12 protein-coding genes are annotated in these 17,202 nt (G+C 68.6%); 9 read left to right on the top strand and 3 right to left on the bottom strand.

The features are described from left to right. Positions 1-78 precede the first annotated feature (78 nt). From ndk to proB, 6 genes are all read left to right on the top strand, one after another. Positions 79-495 (top strand): nucleoside-diphosphate kinase, encoded by a 417-nt coding sequence (gene ndk, locus IBX18_RS33700; protein WP_107654803.1) that lies wholly within the window; start codon positions 79-81, stop codon positions 493-495. A 429-nt stretch (positions 496-924) separates the two neighbouring features. Next, positions 925-4,059 carry a translation initiation factor IF-2 N-terminal domain-containing protein gene (locus IBX18_RS33695; protein ID WP_194837522.1) on the top strand — a complete coding sequence of 1,045 codons (3,135 nt, stop codon included), beginning with the start codon at positions 925-927 and terminating at the stop codon, positions 4,057-4,059. A 342-nt stretch (positions 4,060-4,401) separates the two neighbouring features. Next, positions 4,402-4,713 carry a 50S ribosomal protein L21 gene (gene rplU, locus IBX18_RS33690; RefSeq protein ID WP_040732804.1) on the top strand — a complete coding sequence of 104 codons (312 nt, stop codon included), beginning with the start codon at positions 4,402-4,404 and terminating at the stop codon, positions 4,711-4,713. 22 nt (positions 4,714-4,735) lie between these two features. After that, the gene (rpmA, locus tag IBX18_RS33685; RefSeq protein ID WP_040732806.1) at positions 4,736-5,002 is read left to right on the top strand and encodes a 50S ribosomal protein L27; all 267 of its coding nucleotides are present in this window, start codon (positions 4,736-4,738) and stop codon (positions 5,000-5,002) included. A 116-nt stretch (positions 5,003-5,118) separates the two neighbouring features. Further along, the gene (gene obgE, locus IBX18_RS33680; protein ID WP_194837521.1) at positions 5,119-6,573 is read left to right on the top strand and encodes a GTPase ObgE; all 1,455 of its coding nucleotides are present in this window, start codon (positions 5,119-5,121) and stop codon (positions 6,571-6,573) included. 94 nt (positions 6,574-6,667) lie between these two features. Beyond that, positions 6,668-7,804: a glutamate 5-kinase gene (gene proB / locus IBX18_RS33675; RefSeq protein ID WP_194837520.1), complete on the top strand. Its 1,137-nt coding sequence runs from the start codon at positions 6,668-6,670 to the stop codon at positions 7,802-7,804. A gap of 310 nt (positions 7,805-8,114) precedes the next feature. On the opposite strand, the gene IBX18_RS33670 is transcribed toward proB, so the two are convergent. The 3 genes from IBX18_RS33670 to IBX18_RS33660 form a co-directional block, all read right to left on the bottom strand. Beyond that, the gene (locus tag IBX18_RS33670) at positions 8,115-9,314 is read right to left on the bottom strand and encodes a hypothetical protein (RefSeq protein WP_194837519.1); all 1,200 of its coding nucleotides are present in this window, start codon (positions 9,312-9,314) and stop codon (positions 8,115-8,117) included. Then, complete coding sequence (locus tag IBX18_RS33665) at positions 9,311-9,685, bottom strand: hypothetical protein (protein WP_107654808.1); 375 nt, start codon at positions 9,683-9,685, stop codon at positions 9,311-9,313. The genes IBX18_RS33670 and IBX18_RS33665 overlap by 4 nt, the downstream gene beginning before the upstream one ends. Before the next feature lie 92 nt (positions 9,686-9,777). After that, positions 9,778-10,482, bottom strand: a complete 705-nt coding sequence (locus IBX18_RS33660; protein WP_194837518.1) for an ESX secretion-associated protein EspG — start codon at positions 10,480-10,482, stop codon at positions 9,778-9,780. A gap of 215 nt (positions 10,483-10,697) precedes the next feature. Here IBX18_RS33660 and IBX18_RS33655 point away from each other — a divergent pair, with 215 nt between their 5' ends. From IBX18_RS33655 to IBX18_RS33645, 3 genes are read left to right on the top strand one after another with little or no spacing between them, the layout of a single operon-like run. Beyond that, positions 10,698-13,397 carry a phosphoenolpyruvate synthase gene (locus IBX18_RS33655; RefSeq protein WP_306796527.1) on the top strand — a complete coding sequence of 900 codons (2,700 nt, stop codon included), beginning with the start codon at positions 10,698-10,700 and terminating at the stop codon, positions 13,395-13,397. Continuing rightward, positions 13,387-16,887 carry an AMP-binding protein gene (locus tag IBX18_RS33650; RefSeq protein WP_194837517.1) on the top strand — a complete coding sequence of 1,167 codons (3,501 nt, stop codon included), beginning with the start codon at positions 13,387-13,389 and terminating at the stop codon, positions 16,885-16,887. The genes IBX18_RS33655 and IBX18_RS33650 overlap by 11 nt, the downstream gene beginning before the upstream one ends. After that, positions 16,884-17,147, top strand: a complete 264-nt coding sequence (locus IBX18_RS33645; protein ID WP_194837516.1) for an acyl carrier protein — start codon at positions 16,884-16,886, stop codon at positions 17,145-17,147. The genes IBX18_RS33650 and IBX18_RS33645 overlap by 4 nt, the downstream gene beginning before the upstream one ends. The last annotated feature ends 55 nt before the right edge of the window (positions 17,148-17,202 follow it).

Genomic DNA, 17,202 nt, shown 5'->3' with positions numbered 1-17,202 from the left:
ACCCTGCGGGACCCCTGTCGCACCCCCAGACGAACGCTGGTTCGGTACCTGGCGGGGGTGCCGGTTAGAGTGTGCGCCGTGACTGAGCAGACGTTGGTACTCATCAAGCCGGACGGTGTGGCCCGTGGCCTCGTCGGCGAGGTGCTGGTACGAATCGAGCGCAAGGGCCTGAAGATCGCGGCCCTCGAGCTGAAGCATGTGTCCGAGGACCTGGCCAAGGGCCACTACGCCGAGCACGCCGAGAAGCCGTTCTTCGGCTCCCTGATCGAATTCATCACCTCCGGCCCGGTTGTCGCGGCCATCCTGGAGGGGCCGCGCGCGATCGCGGCGTTCCGGCAACTCGCCGGCGGCACCGATCCGGTGGAAAAGGCGGTGCCCGGCAGCATTCGCGGAGACTTCGCCCTGGAGACGCAAGAGAACCTGGTACACGGGTCCGATTCGCCCGAATCGGCCAAGCGCGAGATTGCTCTGTGGTTCCCGGAGTTTCCCGCCTGAAAATAGTTTGCGAGTTGAACACAGTCGTGCGCCGCGGTGAGCCCGCGGCGCTCGGTATGGGATACTGACATCGGCTGCTTTTGATGCCGACTGTTCGCGCAGGTACGTGGACTATCGGGGCCATCGCAGCCGGATGACACACCGCGGTTCGATGCCGATCATCGCTGCCACGGACAAAAGGCCCGGTCGCTGGGCTTGCTGTTCGCGTCGGCACGCTGGATGAGCGCTCACAACTGCGGAGTTCAGCCAACAGCCAGGCGCCGCGTGACCAGTTAGCCCAAACCGACGAACAACATGGTGATAACCGGACATGCGGGGCGAGACCATATGACCTTGCGCTGAGCGGCGTGAGGCGAACGGACAGTGCCCCCGCGTCGGCCGCTTCACTCCTTACCGGGAGGGACGCGCCCGGGGGTCCGAGGAGACTTCGTGGCCGAAAAAGAGCCATTGGAAACAACACCACAGGATGCCGAACAATTGCCGGAGCGAATCCGAGTTCACGCACTCGCCAAGCTGCTGGGGGTAACGAGTAAGCGCATCCTGGCCAAGCTCACCGAGTTGGGGTCCGACGCGCGCAGCGCGCAATCCAATGTCGACCGGGCTGTCGCGGAATCCGTCCGCGACGCGCTCGGCCCGCCGGAAGGTGACGCTCCGGCGGCGCAAGCGGCCGAGACTCCGGTCGCGCAGCAGCCGGCGACGCCGATCGAACACCAGCCCGAGACCGCGGCCGAGCGACCGGCCGAGACTCCGGAAGAGCCTGCCGCCGCGCCCAGCAGGGGCCACGGCGGACTGGTCTTTTCCGCGCCTGAACCGCTGATCGGCCACTCCGGGGCAGAGAACCCGAACGAGGTCGCGCACCAGCCGTCGGTGCAACTGTTCACCCATCCCGTCCGGGAAGAGCCGCACGTCGCGGCGCCGGTGGTCTTCGAGTCCGCCGCTGTCGTGCAGGCACCGCTGTTCCTGCCGCCGGATGCCGCGGCCGCCGAGCAGACCCGCCGCAAGCGCCGCACCGGGCGCGATGTGCGCCGCGAAGAGCCGGTGGTCGAGCCGCAGCCCGAGGAAGAGCCCGAGGCGGTCGAGGACGACCTGGAGTCGGCCGACCAGGAATCGGCCGACCAGAGCGATGCCGACGATCAGCCGCGCCGCAGGCGCCGGGGCCGTCGTGGCCGTGGTCGCGGTCGCGGGGAACAGCACAGCGACGCCGACGACGAGAACGACTCGGACGACACCGAGGACGAGCAGAGCGGCGACACCGCCGACACCCCGGACTCGACCGACTCCGCCGACGACAACACCGACTCCGACGACGACGAGAACGAGCCGGAGGGCGCGAGCCGTCGCCGCCGTCGTCGCCGCCGTCGCAAGGTGGCCGGCGAGCCCGCCGAGGCCGAGGCCGTCACCACCGAGGACGACCCGCCGCACACCGTGGTGCACGAGCGCGAGCCGCGAAACAAGAGCCGCGCCCGCGCCACCACGGTCGACGAGGTGCAGGGCATCACCGGTTCCACCCGGCTCGAGGCCAAGCGGCAGCGCAGGCGCGACGGCCGCGAGGCCGGCCGGCGTCGCCCGCCGATCCTGACCGAGTCGGAGTTCCTGGCCCGTCGCGAAGCGGTGGACCGGGTGATGGTGGTGCGCGAGAAGGCGTTCCCGGATCACCCGACCGCCACCCAGGTCGCCGTGCTCGAGGACAACATCCTGGTCGAGCACTTCGTCACCAGCACCGGGTCCGCGTCGATGGTCGGCAACGTCTACCTCGGCAAGGTGCAGAACGTGCTGCCCAGCATGGAGGCGGCGTTCGTCGACATCGGCCGCGGCCGCAACGGCGTGCTCTACGCGGGCGAGGTGAACTGGGAGGCCGCCGGTCTCGGCGGTAAAGAGCGCAAGATCGAACAGGCGCTCAAGCCAGGCGAACTGGTGCTGGTCCAGGTCTCCAAGGACCCGGTCGGGCACAAGGGCGCCCGGCTGACCACGCAGATCAGCCTGGCCGGACGCTTCCTGGTGTACGTGCCGGGCGGCACCTCCACCGGTATCAGCCGCAAGCTGCCCGACACCGAACGCAAGCGGCTCAAGGAGATCCTGCGCGACATCGTCCCCAACGACGCCGGTGTGATCATCCGCACCGCGTCCGAGGGCGTCGCCGAGGACGAGCTGGCCCGCGACGTGGAACGGCTGCAGGCCACCTGGCGCACCATCGAGAAGGCTGCCGGAGGCAAGAACGACGGTCAGCCCAAGACGCTGTACGAAGAGCCCGACCTGCTGGTCAAGGTCATCCGCGACCTGTTCAACGAGGACTTCTCCAAGCTCGTCATCGAGGGTGACCGGGCCTGGAGCACGGTCGAGAAGTACATCGGCACCGTCGCACCGGAGATGCTCGCCCGGGTCTCCCGGCACGACAACAACAACGTCGACGTGTTCGAGGCCTACCGGATCGACGAACAGCTGGCCAAGGCGCTCGATCGCAAGGTGTGGCTGCCCTCGGGCGGCACCCTGGTGATCGACCGCACCGAGGCGATGACGGTGGTCGACGTGAACACCGGCAAGTTCACCGGTTCCGGCGGCAGCAACCTGGAAGAGACGGTCACTCGCAACAACCTGGAGGCGGCCGAGGAGATCGTGCGCCAGATGCGGTTGCGCGATATCGGCGGCATGATCGTGGTCGACTTCATCGACATGGTGCTCGAGTCGAACCGTGACCTGGTGCTGCGCAGGCTGACCGAGGCGCTCGGCCGTGACCGCACCCGCCATCAGGTGTCCGAGGTGACCTCGCTCGGCTTGGTGCAGATGACCCGTAAGAAGCTGGGCACCGGTCTGGTCGAGGCCTTCTCGACCACCTGTGAGCACTGCCATGGGCGCGGCATCCTGGTGCACGCCTACCCGGTGGAGCCGTCCTCCGGCGACGACGGTGCCGCACGCGGGACCCGGGAAACCGGATCGCGCCGGCGTCGTGGTCGTGACAAGACTGCGGCACCCGCCGCGCCGGTCGCCGCGAGCAACGGCACCGTTCCGGTCGAGTCCGAGGAGGACATCGCCGTCAAGCGGGCGCACCCGGTCGCCTTGGCAATGGCCGCGCATCACGGTGATGACGAGGACGAGTCGGGTGTGACCGGCTACCAGTCGGAGGTCACCGAGGACGAGTCGGATATCGAGCCGCTCGAGACCGAGGTCGTCACCGACGTCGCGGTGGCCGTGCCCGCCGATGATGTGGACGCCGAACCGGCCGAGGTGGTCGAGGTCGTCGAAACCGTCACGGAGACGGTGCCGGTCGCCGAGACACCGGTCGCCGAAACACCTGCGGAAACGACGGCACCCGCTGCCGAGGATCGTGCGGTAACCAACGGTGCGCCGGCTCCGGCCGCTCGCACCGTACGGCGCCGCAGAGTCGCCCGTTCGGCCGCCGCGCCCGCCGCGGACAGCAGCGGTGCGGTGTTCGTGCTGCCGCCCGCGGACCAGGCTCCCGCCCCCACTGTCGACTTCACCGCCTCGGCCCCGGTCGAGGTGCCGCAGCGACGGCCACGGCGCCGTGCTGTGGGCCGTCCGGCAGGCCCGCCGCCTGCGGAGTCGTAGTAGCGCGCTGACAGCTTCGACGCGGCCGGTCGCACCCTCGTGGTGCGGTCGGCCGCTTCGTCGGGTGGTGGCCACGGACGGGGCGTTTACGACGGCACCGGAGGTGTCCGCCGCAGTGCCGGAAGGCCCCGAAACCCCACTGGCAAAGGGTTGCTCGCAGGCTGCCGACAGGCGGATTGTGTCGTTGAAGGGGTGCTCTGGTAACCTTGGTCGGTCGCTGCCTGGCGATGGGCGTTATACCACGCCCCGCGCAGCAAGCCAGCCAAGAACACATCTCGCGTCGCGCACTTGTGTCGCGAGAAGAAACATGACTGTACTTATTCGAGTGGAGGAAGCCGACCGATGGCAACGTACGCGATCGTCAAGACCGGCGGAAAGCAGTACAAGGTCGCGGTCGGTGACCTGGTGAAGGTCGAGAAGATCGAGGGTAAGCCGGGTACTTCCGTCGCCCTGGATCCGGTTCTCGTCGTTGACGGGGCCGACCTGACCACCGACGCCGCGAAGCTGGCCAAGGTCTCCGTGGCCGCAGAGGTCGTCGAGCAGACCAAGGGCCCGAAGATCCGCATCCACAAGTTCAAGAACAAGACCGGCTACCACAAGCGTCAGGGTCACCGTCAGCCGCTGACGGTCATCAAGGTCACCGGCATCAAGTAAGACATCCCGAGGAGATTCAGCTATGGCACACAAGAAGGGTGCGTCCAGCTCCCGGAACGGTCGCGATTCCAACGCCCAGCGCCTCGGCGTCAAGCGGTTCGGCGGCCAGAAGGTCAACGCAGGCGAGATCCTGGTGCGTCAGCGCGGAACCCACTTCCACCCCGGCGTGAACGTCGGCCGTGGCGGTGACGACACCCTGTTCGCCCTCGCGGCGGGCGCGGTCGAGTTCGGCACCAAGCGCGGACGCAAGACCGTCAACATCGTCGTCCCGGAGCCGGTGGAGGCTTAGGCCTTACCTCTCCAGACAACAGCCGAGCGGGTCAGGGTCGCAACCCTGGCCCGTTTTCGCGTTTCATCAGACGTACCTCTGCGATCGACCAGTCCTGAAGGAGGATGATTCGGCATATGTCCAAGTTCATCGACCGTGTCGTACTGCATGTGCGGGCCGGCAAAGGCGGACACGGGTGTGCTTCGGTACTCCGCGAGAAGTTCATGCCACTCGGCGGACCCAACGGCGGTAACGGTGGCCACGGCGGGGATGTGATCCTCGAGGTCGACCCCAACGTGCACACCCTGCTCGACTTCCACTTCCACCCGCACGCCAAGGCGGGCAACGGCAAGCCGGGCGAAGGCAGCAACCGCGACGGCAAGCAGGGCATCGACCTGCTGCTCAAGGTGCCCGACGGCACCATGGTGCTCGACGGCGACGGCAAGGTCTTGATGGACCTGGTCGGCGCGGGCAACCGCTTCATCGCCGCCCGCGGCGGCCGGGGTGGGCTCGGCAACGCCGCGCTCGCCTCGAAGGCGCGCAAGGCTCCCGGCTTCGCGCTGCTCGGCGAGGACGGCGAAGAGTGCGATCTGGTGCTCGAGCTCAAGTCCGTCGCCGATGTCGGCCTGGTCGGCTTCCCGTCCGCGGGCAAGTCCTCGCTGGTGTCGGTGCTGTCGGCGGCCAAGCCGAAGATCGCCGACTACCCGTTCACCACCCTGGTGCCCAACCTCGGCGTGGTGCTCAGCGGCGACACCACCTTCACCGTCGCCGACGTGCCCGGCCTGATCCCGGGTGCCAGCGAAGGGCGCGGTCTCGGCCTCGACTTCCTGCGGCACCTGGAGCGTTGCGCGGTGCTCGCGCACGTGGTCGACTGCGCCACCCTCGAGCCGGGTCGGGACCCGGTGTCCGATGTGGACGCGCTGGAAGCCGAACTGGCCGCCTACAAGCCCGCGCTGAGCGCCGACGCCGACCTCGGCGATCTGGCCGATCGGCCCCGCGTGGTGATCCTGAACAAGATCGACGTGCCGGACGCCGCCGAGCTGGCCGAAATGGTCACCCCCGAATTCACCGCGCGCGGCTGGCCGGTCTTCGAGATCTCCGCCGTGAGCCGGGAAGGCTTGCGGCCCTTGACCTTCGCGCTCGCGGACCTGGTGCTCCAGTATCGCGCGGCGCATCCGAAGGCCGCGCCCGCACGTCCGGTGATCCGGCCGATCGCGGTCAACGAGTCCGGTTTCAGCGTGATCGCGGATCCGCAGGAGCCGGGCGGCTTCATCGTGCGCGGCGCACAGCCGGAACGCTGGGTGAAGCAGACCCAATTCGACAACGACGAGGCCGTCGGTTACCTCGCGGACCGCCTGGCCCGCCTCGGCGTCGAAGACGAACTGGTCAAGCAGGGTGCCGAACCTGGTGCTCCGGTGACGATCGGCAATGTGACCTTCGAGTGGGAACCACAGATCACCGCGGGCATCGAAAGGGTGCCCACCGGGCGAGGCACCGACATTCGACTGGAACAGGACGACCGGATCAGCGCCGCCGAGCGCAAGCATGCCTCGCGCGTGCGCCGCGGGTTGGTGCAGGACGACGAGGAGTAGCCGTGCCCGCGTTTCGATGCTTCGTTGAGCGGGAGCTTGTAATGGTGGGTTCGGTGTCGGCGAGTGTTGTTGTTGCGCAGGGAGTTCGAGGGCGATGACGGTGAGTTCGGGTGCTACGGCGGCGGATTCGGGGTTGAGTGAGGCCAGGCTGGCGATCGCTTCGGCGCGCCGGGTGGTGGTGAAGATCGGTTCGTCGGCGCTCACCAGTTTGGCAGGTGGGCTGGACACCGAACGGCTCGATCGGCTCGCCGATGCGGTGGAGGCGCGGATGCGCGCGGGATCCGATGTGGTGGTGGTGTCCTCGGGTGCCATCGGCGCGGGTATCGCGCCGCTCGGATTGACCACGCGCCCACGTGATCTCGCGACGAAGCAGGCCGCGGCGAGTGTCGGGCAGCTGGCGCTGGCGCACGCGTGGGGGACTTCGTTCGCGCGCTACGGCCGTACCGTCGGCCAAGTTCTGCTGAGCGCGGACGACTTCGCGCGCCGCGAGCACCACCGCAACGCGCAGCGCACCCTCGACCGCTTGCGTTCGCTCGGCGCGGTCGCCGTGGTGAACGAAAACGACACCGTCGCAACGGAAGAGATCCGTTTCGGCGACAACGACCGGCTGGCCGCGCTGGTCGCCCACCTCGTCGGCGCCGACGCGCTGGTGCTGCTCTCCGACGTGGAGGGCCTCTACGACGGCGACCCGCGCAAGGGTGCCGCCAGCTTCATCCCCGAGGTGCGCAGCAGCGCCGACCTGGACGGTGTGATCGCAGGCAGCGGAGGCGCGCTCGGCACCGGCGGCATGGCCTCCAAGCTGTCCGCAGCCCGCCTCGCCGCCGACGCCGGCGTCCCCGTGCTCCTTGCCGCCGCCACCGCAGCGGACGAGGCCTTGACCAGCGGCAAGGTCGGCACCGCATTCGCCGCCCGCCCAGTTCGCCTGTCCGCCCGCAAGTTCTGGGTCCGCCACGCCGCCGACAGCCGAGGCGCCCTGCTCATCGACGAAGGCGCGGCCCACGCGGTAGCAGCCCGCCGCTCCCTCCTCGCCGCAGGCATCACCGGCCTACGCGGCCGCTTCTACGGCGGCGACGTCGTAGACCTCGTCGCCCCCGACAACCACGTCGTAGCCCGCGGCGTAGTCGCCTACGACAGCACCGAACTGTCCACCATGCTCGGCCACTCCACCGCCGAACTCCCGGACACCATGCAGCGCCCGGTAATCCACGCCGACGACCTCGTCAAGGTCTGACCCAAGCACCAACGGTGCCGTTCATGATCGACGGGACATCACGGCGCCCGCACTCGCACTTCTCCGCCACCATGTCCCCCTCGTTGACTGGCTGCGCGCCGAGCGGGACGTGGTGGCGCTCCTACGCTGACTTCTCCGCCGATATGTCCCCTCGTTGACCGGCTGCGCGCCGAGCGGGACATAGGGGCGCTCCTACGCGCACTTCCCCGCCGACATGTCCCCTTGTCGACTGGCTGCGCGCCGAGCCGGGGCATGGTGGCGGGGTTTGCGCCGCCATGCCCCATTGGTCACGGAAACCAGGCTTGACAGGCTACTTCTGGGAGGGGACCACGCCTGGCTGGTTGGTGGTTGAAGGGGGTTGTGGCTGTTCGTCTTCCGAGGGGATGGGGCCGGTGACACCTGGTTGGCCACCTGGATCCGGGAGCGGCACAGGGGGTTGTGCCGGGTCTGGGATCTGTTGTTGGGGTGGTGGCGAGGGGAGGGGTGGCGGTGCTTGCTCGGTCGGCGGAGCCGGTGGTGGCGGGGGTGGGGCCTGTTGCGTCGGGGGTGGCTCCGGTGGGGGTGCCTGTTGAGTTGACGGGGCAGGCGCCGGTTGCGTGGATGGTGGTGCCTCGGCGGTCGGTGGGGGTGCCTGCTGAGTAGTCGGTGGTGCCGGTTGCGTGGAGGGTGGTGCTTGCTGCGTCGGCGGTGCCTCAGTGGTCGGCGGTGGTGCCGGTTGGGTCGACGGGGGTGCCTGTGTTGTCGGCGGTGGCGTCGGCGTCGGGTCGGGCACTGGTCGCGGTGGGGTCGTAGTGCTCGGCGGCGCTTGCGATTCCGGCACCGAGGGTGTGGGGGTCGACGGGCGACCGTTCGGCTGCTGCCCGTCGGGGCGCTGCCCGTCCGGCTGATCCTGCTGTGGCGGCACCCATTCCGGTTGGATCGGCACCGTTCGCCGCTGCTGCGGCATGGTGGGCGCGGGCGCTACTTCCGCGGGCAACTGCGGGGGCGGGGGGAGTGCGGGAACGGCTTTGCCTGCCATTCCGTAGGCCGGCTTGTACACCATGTTCATGGCCAGCACGGCTTCTTGGCGCAGCGCCTCCTCCGCCATCTTCGCGTCGATGACGTGCGCCGCCTCGAGTAGTCGGGCCACCGCGCCGATGGGTCCGGAGGATCCGGGCGGGGCGACCGCGATCTTGACCGCCTCGGCCGCGGCGGCGACACCGCCGAGCCGGGCACCGACCTGGCCCATGACGGCGGCCAGTTCGTCGGCCGAGGCGGCGAAGCTGCGGATGCTGGCGTACGCGGCGTCGGCGGCGGCACCCTTCCACTCCATCGAGTTCATCACTCGGTCCACGCTGCCGCGGGTGAGCGGGAACGAGGTGCTGACCGTGCCTGCCGCCTCGAGCCAGGCGACCGAGGCGCGCAGTATTTCGGCGGCGTCGATCTGCTGGGTCTTGGCGTAGATCTCTTCGTGCCGCATCGACTCGAAGTGCTCCATCGAGCTGATGTAGTCGGGATCGGTGCCGGTCATCGCGGGATCCTCGAGGCGACGGCGCGCAGGGCGGCGGCGTTGGCGGCGTCGGCTTCTTCGAGTAACCCACCGCTGATGAGAAACGCCTCTTTCATTCGGTAGGCCGCCTCGATGTAGTGATCTAGCAACGTGGCGGCATCCCGCGCTTTGTGATTGAACCCAGCCTGTAATTGCTGCGCCGACACGAATCCGCCGAATCCGCCCAGCTCCGAGGCGGTTTCGAGGCGTTGTTGCAGATGAATGAGCCGTTCGGCCTGCTGGTCGTACATCTCGGCGCAGCGCCGGGCCGCCGCCGGATCGAATTGGACGGTGCCTGCCTGGGCCGCTTGCTTGAACCGGACGATATCGGCTCGGCTGGTCTCGATCGTCATCGCACACCCCTGAGATGGTCGGTCCGACTCAGACTAGCCCGTAGCCCTGCTCGCGGGCACCAGTGGTTATCGGTCGGCATCGACAAAGCGGGTCAGGCTCCGATGCGCTTCTGCAGTTGCGCGCCGATCTGTTCGGCCGAGGCGGGAGTGATGTGGACTTCCTTGCCGGCCCGCAGGAGATACCGTCCGTCACCCTTGACGTCGAACCAGGTGTAGTGAATCGGCGGCGGCGGAGCGGACCGATCCAGACCGGGCTCGATCCGGATATGCCCTTCGGCGCTGTGCGGTTTCAGCAGCAGCTTGCGGATGCGCGGCGCGGTCGGCTGCTGCGCAACCACCACTTCTTCATCGCGGACGGCGTCGGTCGGCGCCACCCGGGCCGGTTCCTTGCCGGGCGGTGCGGCGGGCAGCAGTCCGGCGATCCGGTTGCCCAGCTTGCCGCTGTGCCCGATCGAGAGCCGAACGCGCCCGCCGAAATCGGGTGACGAACCGGGTTCCTGCACCGCGAGCACGGCCCGGTCGAAGATCGCGGCGGCGAGCAGCCGGATCTCGCTGCCCGGTGTGTGCGTGCCGCCGATCGCGACGATCCTGGTGTGCGGAGCCGCCAGGATGCGCAGGCAGGCGCTCAGATCGGGATCCGCGCCGAGCGGCAGCCGTTCCTCCAGCGTCGAGCGCAGCTTGTCGGCCTCGTCCTCGGTGCGCGGCGTTTCCAGGATGCGCAACGGATACGGGTGCCGATCCAGGTCGGTTTCGCGCCAGAGGTGGGCGAACTCGTCCGGAGTGAAGGTCCAACTCACCGCCCGAATCACATCCTCACCGAACCCACCGAAACTGCTTCGTAGCTTAACGGTCGTAGCGCGCGTCGGCGGTCGCCGCACCGAGCACCTAGGATTGTGGGCTAACACTGCGGTGAATTCTCGGATATATCCATACAACCCCTTAGTTGTGCTCTGCCCGAACGAGCCGGTGCGTGGTGCCTCGGCGTAACGATCAGGGGTGATGGGAGCATGCCGTGCAGGTGCTTGGACCGTGGACCGATATCGCGACGATCGCCGCCGTCGGAGGCGGTAAAGCGCGCGGTCTGCACCGTCTGGAGCAGTGCGGTTTTCGCGTTCCCGACTGGACGGTGCTCGGCACCGACGTCTTCGCGCGGTTCACCGCCGAAGCTGACCTCGCACGGAGAGTGACCGAGGTCACACTTCTCGAAGACCTGGATGCGGCGCTCGCCGCCGGTGCCGCGGTGCGGGCCGAAATCACCGCGACACCGCTGCCCAACGAGCTCCGCGCGCTGATCGCCGAGGCCTACGGGCGGCTCGGCGACGGCCCGATCGCGGTCCGGTCGTCGGTGGTCGCCGAGGACGGGCCGGAGCACTCGTACGCGGGCCAGTTCGATTCCTTTCTGAACGTCAACGGGATAGACGCGGTGCTCGACCGGGTGCGCGACTGCTGGGCGTCGGCCTTCTCGGAGCGTTCGCTGCGCTACGCCTTCGCCAACAAGCAGCCGCGAGCGGGCACGGTCGCCGTGGTGCTGCAACGCCTGATCGCGGCGCGGGCCAGCGGCGTACTGTTCACCGCGAATCCGATCAGCGGTGCGCGCGACGAACTGGTCATCAGCGCGGTCTACGGGCTCGGTGAGGGCCTGGTATCGGGTGCGGTGGACGCCGACTCCGTGGTGGTCGACAAGTCCTCCGGCACGGTGCTGGAGACCGTGCTGGGGGACAAGGACCGGTCGTACGTGGCCGAGGGCGATCAGGGTTACGCGGTCAGCGCGGTCGAGGCGGAACAACGTGAGCTGCCTGTGCTGACCGACGCCGAGATCACCGAGATCACCGAGCTGGGCCGCAAGCTGGAGGTCGAGTTCGGCGCCCCGCAGGATGTGGAGTGGGCGATCGACGACGCGGGACTCTGGTTCCTCCAGTCACGCCCGATCACCACGGTGCTCGGTGCAGCACCCCGCGCGATTATCCGCGGCGCAGGCGAGGTGATGCCCGACGGCGAACAGCGAATCTGGGACAACTCCAACATCATCGAGAGCTTCAACGGCCTCACCTCGCCGCTGACCTTCACCACCGCCGCCGACATCTACGGCCGGGTGTACCACGGCTACGCGAAGTCCCTCCGCGTCCCCGACGCGCAGCTGCGGCAGACCGAGCGCTGGACTCCGGTGCTACTCGGCTACTTTCACGGCCGCGTCTACTACAACCTGCTGCACTGGTATCGGATGGTCGGCATCGCGCCGGGCTACCCACTGAACCGCAAGGTGCTGGAGGCCGCCCTCGGCGTGGCCGAACCGCTACCCGACGACATCGCGAAGACGTTGCACCCGTTCACCTTCGGGAACCCGCTGAGCCGACTCCGCTCGCGCTCGGTGACCACCCTGACCTATCTGCGGCGGCTGTTCGGCATCGACGCCATCGTCGAACAGTTCATGACCGACTTCTACCGCGTCTACGACGAATACGAAGCCATCGACTACACCGCGCTGTCCGGCGCCGAAGCCTATGCGGCGTACCGGAAGGTGGACCGCGACCTGGTCGAACGCTGGGGTCCGCTGATGGTGCTCGACGCGATCCTGCTGACCTGCACCGGGTTGATGTTCCTGCTCACCAAGCTGCTGCTGCCGAAAGCGCCGGAGTGGTTCCTGTACGCGGTCGTCGGTCCCGGCGCCGACGTCGAGTCCGCCGAACCCGCCCGCGCGATGAAGGCCCTCGCCGACGTGGCCCGCGCCGACCCCGAGCTGACCGCACTGGTGAATTCGACTACGCCGGAACAGATCTACCCGGCACTGGCGAACCATCCGGACTTCCGCGCCGAGGTCGACGCCTACATCGACCGCTACGGCTACCGAAGCCTGGACGAACTCAAACTGGAAACACCTGACCTGCGCGAAGATCCGGCGAGCCTGTTCATCATGCTGCGCAGCGCCCTGCCGGACGCACCGCTCGGCAATCACGACGAGGCCGAGAAATACCTCGACCAACATCTGCACGGTATCCGGCGCAGGATCTATGAACGGTTGCGCGGCAAGGTGTCCCGCTGCGCCGCGCACCGTGAGCGGCTGCGGTTCTGCCGGACGAGAGCCTTCGGCATGGTCAAGCGGATGATCCGGGTGATGGGCCGCGACCTGGCCGAGCGCGGCGTCATCGACGAGTTCTCCGACGTGTTCTACCTGACCGTGCAGGAGCTGCGCGGCTGCTACGAGCAGGCCGATACCGCCGACCTGCGTGACCTTGTCGGTGCGCGAAAGGCACAGCGCGCCAAGGACGCCGGGCTGGTCGCGCCCGCCAGATTCGTCACCACCGGATCGACCTTCGGTAGGGCCGAACTGGCAACCCAGGGCTGGGTGCCCATCACCGATACCCCGGCGGCCGAAGCCGGGACTGTCCTCGTGGGCACACCGTCGGCCTCCGGGATCGTCGAGGGGACCGCCGTCGTGGTGGACGAGCCACGCGACGTCGCGGGTGGCATCCTGGTGGCATATCGGACCGATCCCGGCTGGGTGGCCGCACTGCCCTCGGCGTCGGCGCTGGTCATCGAGCGCGGCAGCCCGCTCACCCATGTCGCGATCGTGGCGCGGGAACTCGGGGTGCCGACGGTGGTCCAGGTCAAGGACGTCACGACCAAGGTGCGGACCGGCGCGCGGATCCGGGTCGATGGCACGAACGGGACCGTGACGGTGCTGGCCGAAGGAGATGTCCGCGATGAATCCTGACAAAGACGTTGCGGCCGTCCGCGATTGGCTAGCCGCCCCGGCCGAGGCGGCCGGGATCTACCTGGCCGACGAGGCCGACGGCTGGGAATACCGCAGCTACGCCGAACTGGCCGAACTCACCTGGTCGATCGCCGCGGTGATGCGGCAGCACGGGATGGGCAGCGGCGACGGCGCCTGCGTCATCATGCCGACCGGATTCCCCTGCGTCGCCGCGTTCTACGCGGTCTGGGCGTGCGGCGGCGTGTTCACGCCGGTCGCGCCGCCGATGTTCGGCGACCTCGACCAGATCATCGCGCACATCGCCGCCATTCTGACGCGGGCGAAACCCCGGTTGGTGGTCACCTCGACGGAGTTCGAGCAGCTGGTGCGGCAGGCGGCGACAGTGGCCGGGCGCACCGACGAACCCGTGGTGATCGACGCGTCCACGCTGCGCGCTCCCGAGGAGCGCGTGTTCGGCGAGCCCGACGAGTGCGCGCTGCTGCAATTCACCTCGGGTTCCACTGCCGCCCCGCGTGGCGTGCGGGTGAGCTGGCACAACCTGGCGAACAACATCGCCATGATCTCCGCCCTGGTCGAGTGGCGCAGCGGCGAGGCGATGGTGTCCTGGCTGCCGCTCTACCACGACATGGGACTGGTCGGCGCGTTCCTCACCACCGTCACCAACCAGGGCGATCTGTACCTGATGCGCCCGGACCAGTTCGTCCGCGACCCTGCGCGCTGGCTGCGCGCGATGGCGCACGCCCAGCACTCGCCGTCGCCGTCGTTCGCGCTCGGCTATGTGGCGCACCGGGTTTCGCCCGAGGAGATCGCCGATCTCGACCTGTCCGGTTGGCGCACGCTCGCCGTCGGTTCGGAGCCTGTCGAGGTGGCCGATCTCCAGTCGTTCGCGAATCTCACCGGGCCACGGGGCTTTTCGATGAGCGCCTACACACTCGCCTACGGGTTGGCGGAGTCGACGCTGATGGTGACCTCGTCGGCGCGGCATCGCCCGATCACCGCCCTGCGCATCGACACCCCGACGCTGCGTTTCGGCGAACCCATCACCATCCTCGACCGGGAACTGCTCGACGACACCCATCGCGTGGACGGCGCGGGCTGGATCACGGGCCTCGGTTACTCGACCCCGGAGTCGACCGTCACGGTGGTCGACGAGGACGGTCGCAAGCTGCCCGACGGCACGCTCGGCGAGATGGTGGTGGTCGGCGATTCGGTGGCGCTGGGCTACTCCGAGGAGTCCGAAGGCGCGTCCACCAGGATCATCGACGGCGCGCTGTATACGGGTGACGCCGGATTCCTGCATCGCGGTGAGGTATTCGTGCTCGGCCGGATGGGGTCGAGCCTGAAGGTGCGCGGGCGTTCGGTGTTCATGGAGGACATCGAGTCCCGCGTTGCTCAGGAAACCGGAATCACCAAGGGCAAACTCGCCGCCGTCGCGATCACCGAACCCGGCGACCAAGGGATTGCGCTGTTCGCGGAGGCCAAGCCGGGCGATTGGATCCCTGAGGCGCGCAGGATCATTCGCAGCGAGCTGGGACCTGCTCAGACTGCGGTGATAGTCACCGGGCCGCGCGGCATCATTCGGCGCACGTCGAGTGGTAAGCCGCGCAGGCGTCATATGTGGGAGCAGTTCCGCGACGGATCGCTGACGGACGCCGTGGTGCACGAGCCAGAGGCTGCCCGCAACTCCGACGCCGGTGGTGGCGAGGCTCCCCGGTCCGGCGAAAACCTGGAGCGAGCCGCGACCGACCTCCCCGAGCCGACTCTGGCGGCCGAGCGGGTCCGCCAGTTGCTCGACCAAGCGCTGGAAATTGTCTCGGTGCCAACGGATTCGACCATCCTGTTCGAGGGTTCGCTCGCCGAAGGATTCGGGAACGCGGGATCCGATGTGGACTTCCTGGTGCTCGCGCCCGGCGACGAGGAGTTGCCCACGTTGCCGACGGTCCTGTTCATCGACGGCCGTCGAGTCGAGGTGCGCACGCGCTCGGAATCGCAGCTGCGCCGCCAGCTCGACCAGGTGGCGAAGGCCGCCACCGTGGCCGAGCTCGACGAGGATCTGCTCAATCGGTGTCAGCGGTTCCTGCGGGCGACGGTGATTCGTCCGGGTAGCCCCGACGTCGACGGATTGCGCGCGCTGTTGCCGCACTCGACGTTCATGACGCTGATCGCGGACTGGTGGACCGCGCGCGCCGTGCAGGCCCTGCGCTACGCCGTCGCGCTGCGCACACTGAAGGCGCGCGACGAGGCGATCGACTGGGCCCGCGACGGCTTGCTCCAGGCCATGAAGGGGTGGGCCGCCCGCCGGGGCGAGAGCTACCTGGAGACCAAATGGCTGCCGCAGCAACTGGATCGGATCGGCAAAGCCGAACTCGTCGACCGCTACCGCGATCTCAGTGCTCCGGGCGCATGGGCGGGCGACGACACGCAGCGGAGCTACGGCGACACACCGCAGGGCGTGCTCGGCGACGCGACAGCGCGGGCGTTGTCCGAACAGGCCACCTGGAATCAGCTGCTCGAACTCGCCGCCGAGTTCGGTGTCGAGGGTGTCGCCGATGATCCCGACCAGATCGTGTTCGCCAGGGTGCCCGGCGTCACCACCTGGACCATCGGCGGGCGCGTGCACGTAGTGCGCGGCGACAGCGAGGTTTTCGCGCTCTCGGACAACGGTGCCCGCGCCTGGCGTTCGGTGGTGTTCCGCCATTCGCTCGCTGCGGTGCTGACCCGCGCACCGCACGACAACACCGCCGAGCTGGCCGAGTTCGTCCGGCTCGGCTTCGTCGGCTTGCAGTGGCGCCGTGGCGAACCCCTCACGCCCGCGCTCGCCATGTGTAAGCCGGTGCGGCCGTACACGCCGGTGCCCTCCGCGCTGGCACCGGCACTCGGGGTGAACGGCGCCGCGCGCGAGGACACGATCGCGACCCTCTCACCGCTGCCCGCCCGCCGGTTCACCGAGTGCGCACTGAACTTGGTGTGGTCGAACATCGTGCTGGAGAACGCTCGCGAGGATCTTGCGGGTGCCGTCAAGAATGGTCAGGGCGCCGTAGCCGACATCGCCGCGCATCGAATGATCGCCATGGGAGTGCGAGTGGTGTTGTCCGCCTTCGGCATTCACCCATTGCCTGCGGACGTCGCCCCGTCGGCGACCCTGCGCCGCCTCGTGCCTGCCAACGCCGCGTCGCGTGACGAACTGCTCGCGCGGCTGGAAACGGCTCGGCAGGTGCGGTTCTCGGACGCCGACGACGCCGTGGCCGGCCTCGCGGTCCTCGACGATTTCGTCACGCTGGTCCGCTCCATCGCCGCGGACCCGGCCGCGACGGGGTTCCCGGCCTCGTTCGACTCGCGGGAACAGTGGCGGCGCACCCTGGCCATCGGCTACGACTGGCTGCGCATCGCAGGCTATCTCGACACCGACCTGCCGCTCGACGAAGCCCGCGACCTGCTCGCCTCCGGCGGGCAGCAACCGCACCTGCGCGACGGGGCGGTGCGGTCATGACCGCCGATGCCGCCGTGGCCGAGCGGGTGCGCAAGCTGGTTTACGCCATGGCGCCCGACCCGCAGGGCCCGGCCGAGGACAGTCAACGGCTCATCGAGGACCTGGGTTTCGACTCGCTGCGATTGATGGAACTGACCGTCGTGCTGGAGCGGTCGTTCGGCCTGCCGCGCTACAAGCCGGAACAACTCGTCGGCGTGCGCCGGGTCGGCGAGGTCATCGGCCTGATCGCTACCACGCTGGCCGCAGAGGATCAGTCATGAGCGCGCGATTGAACCAGCGGCACGGCGCATTCTCGCGCACGGCCGCATCGAGCGT

Source organism: Nocardia sp. XZ_19_369, from assembly GCF_015355715.1.
GTDB lineage: Bacteria > Actinomycetota > Actinomycetes > Mycobacteriales > Mycobacteriaceae > Nocardia.
This window is presented reverse-complemented; position numbering and strand designations above follow the sequence as displayed.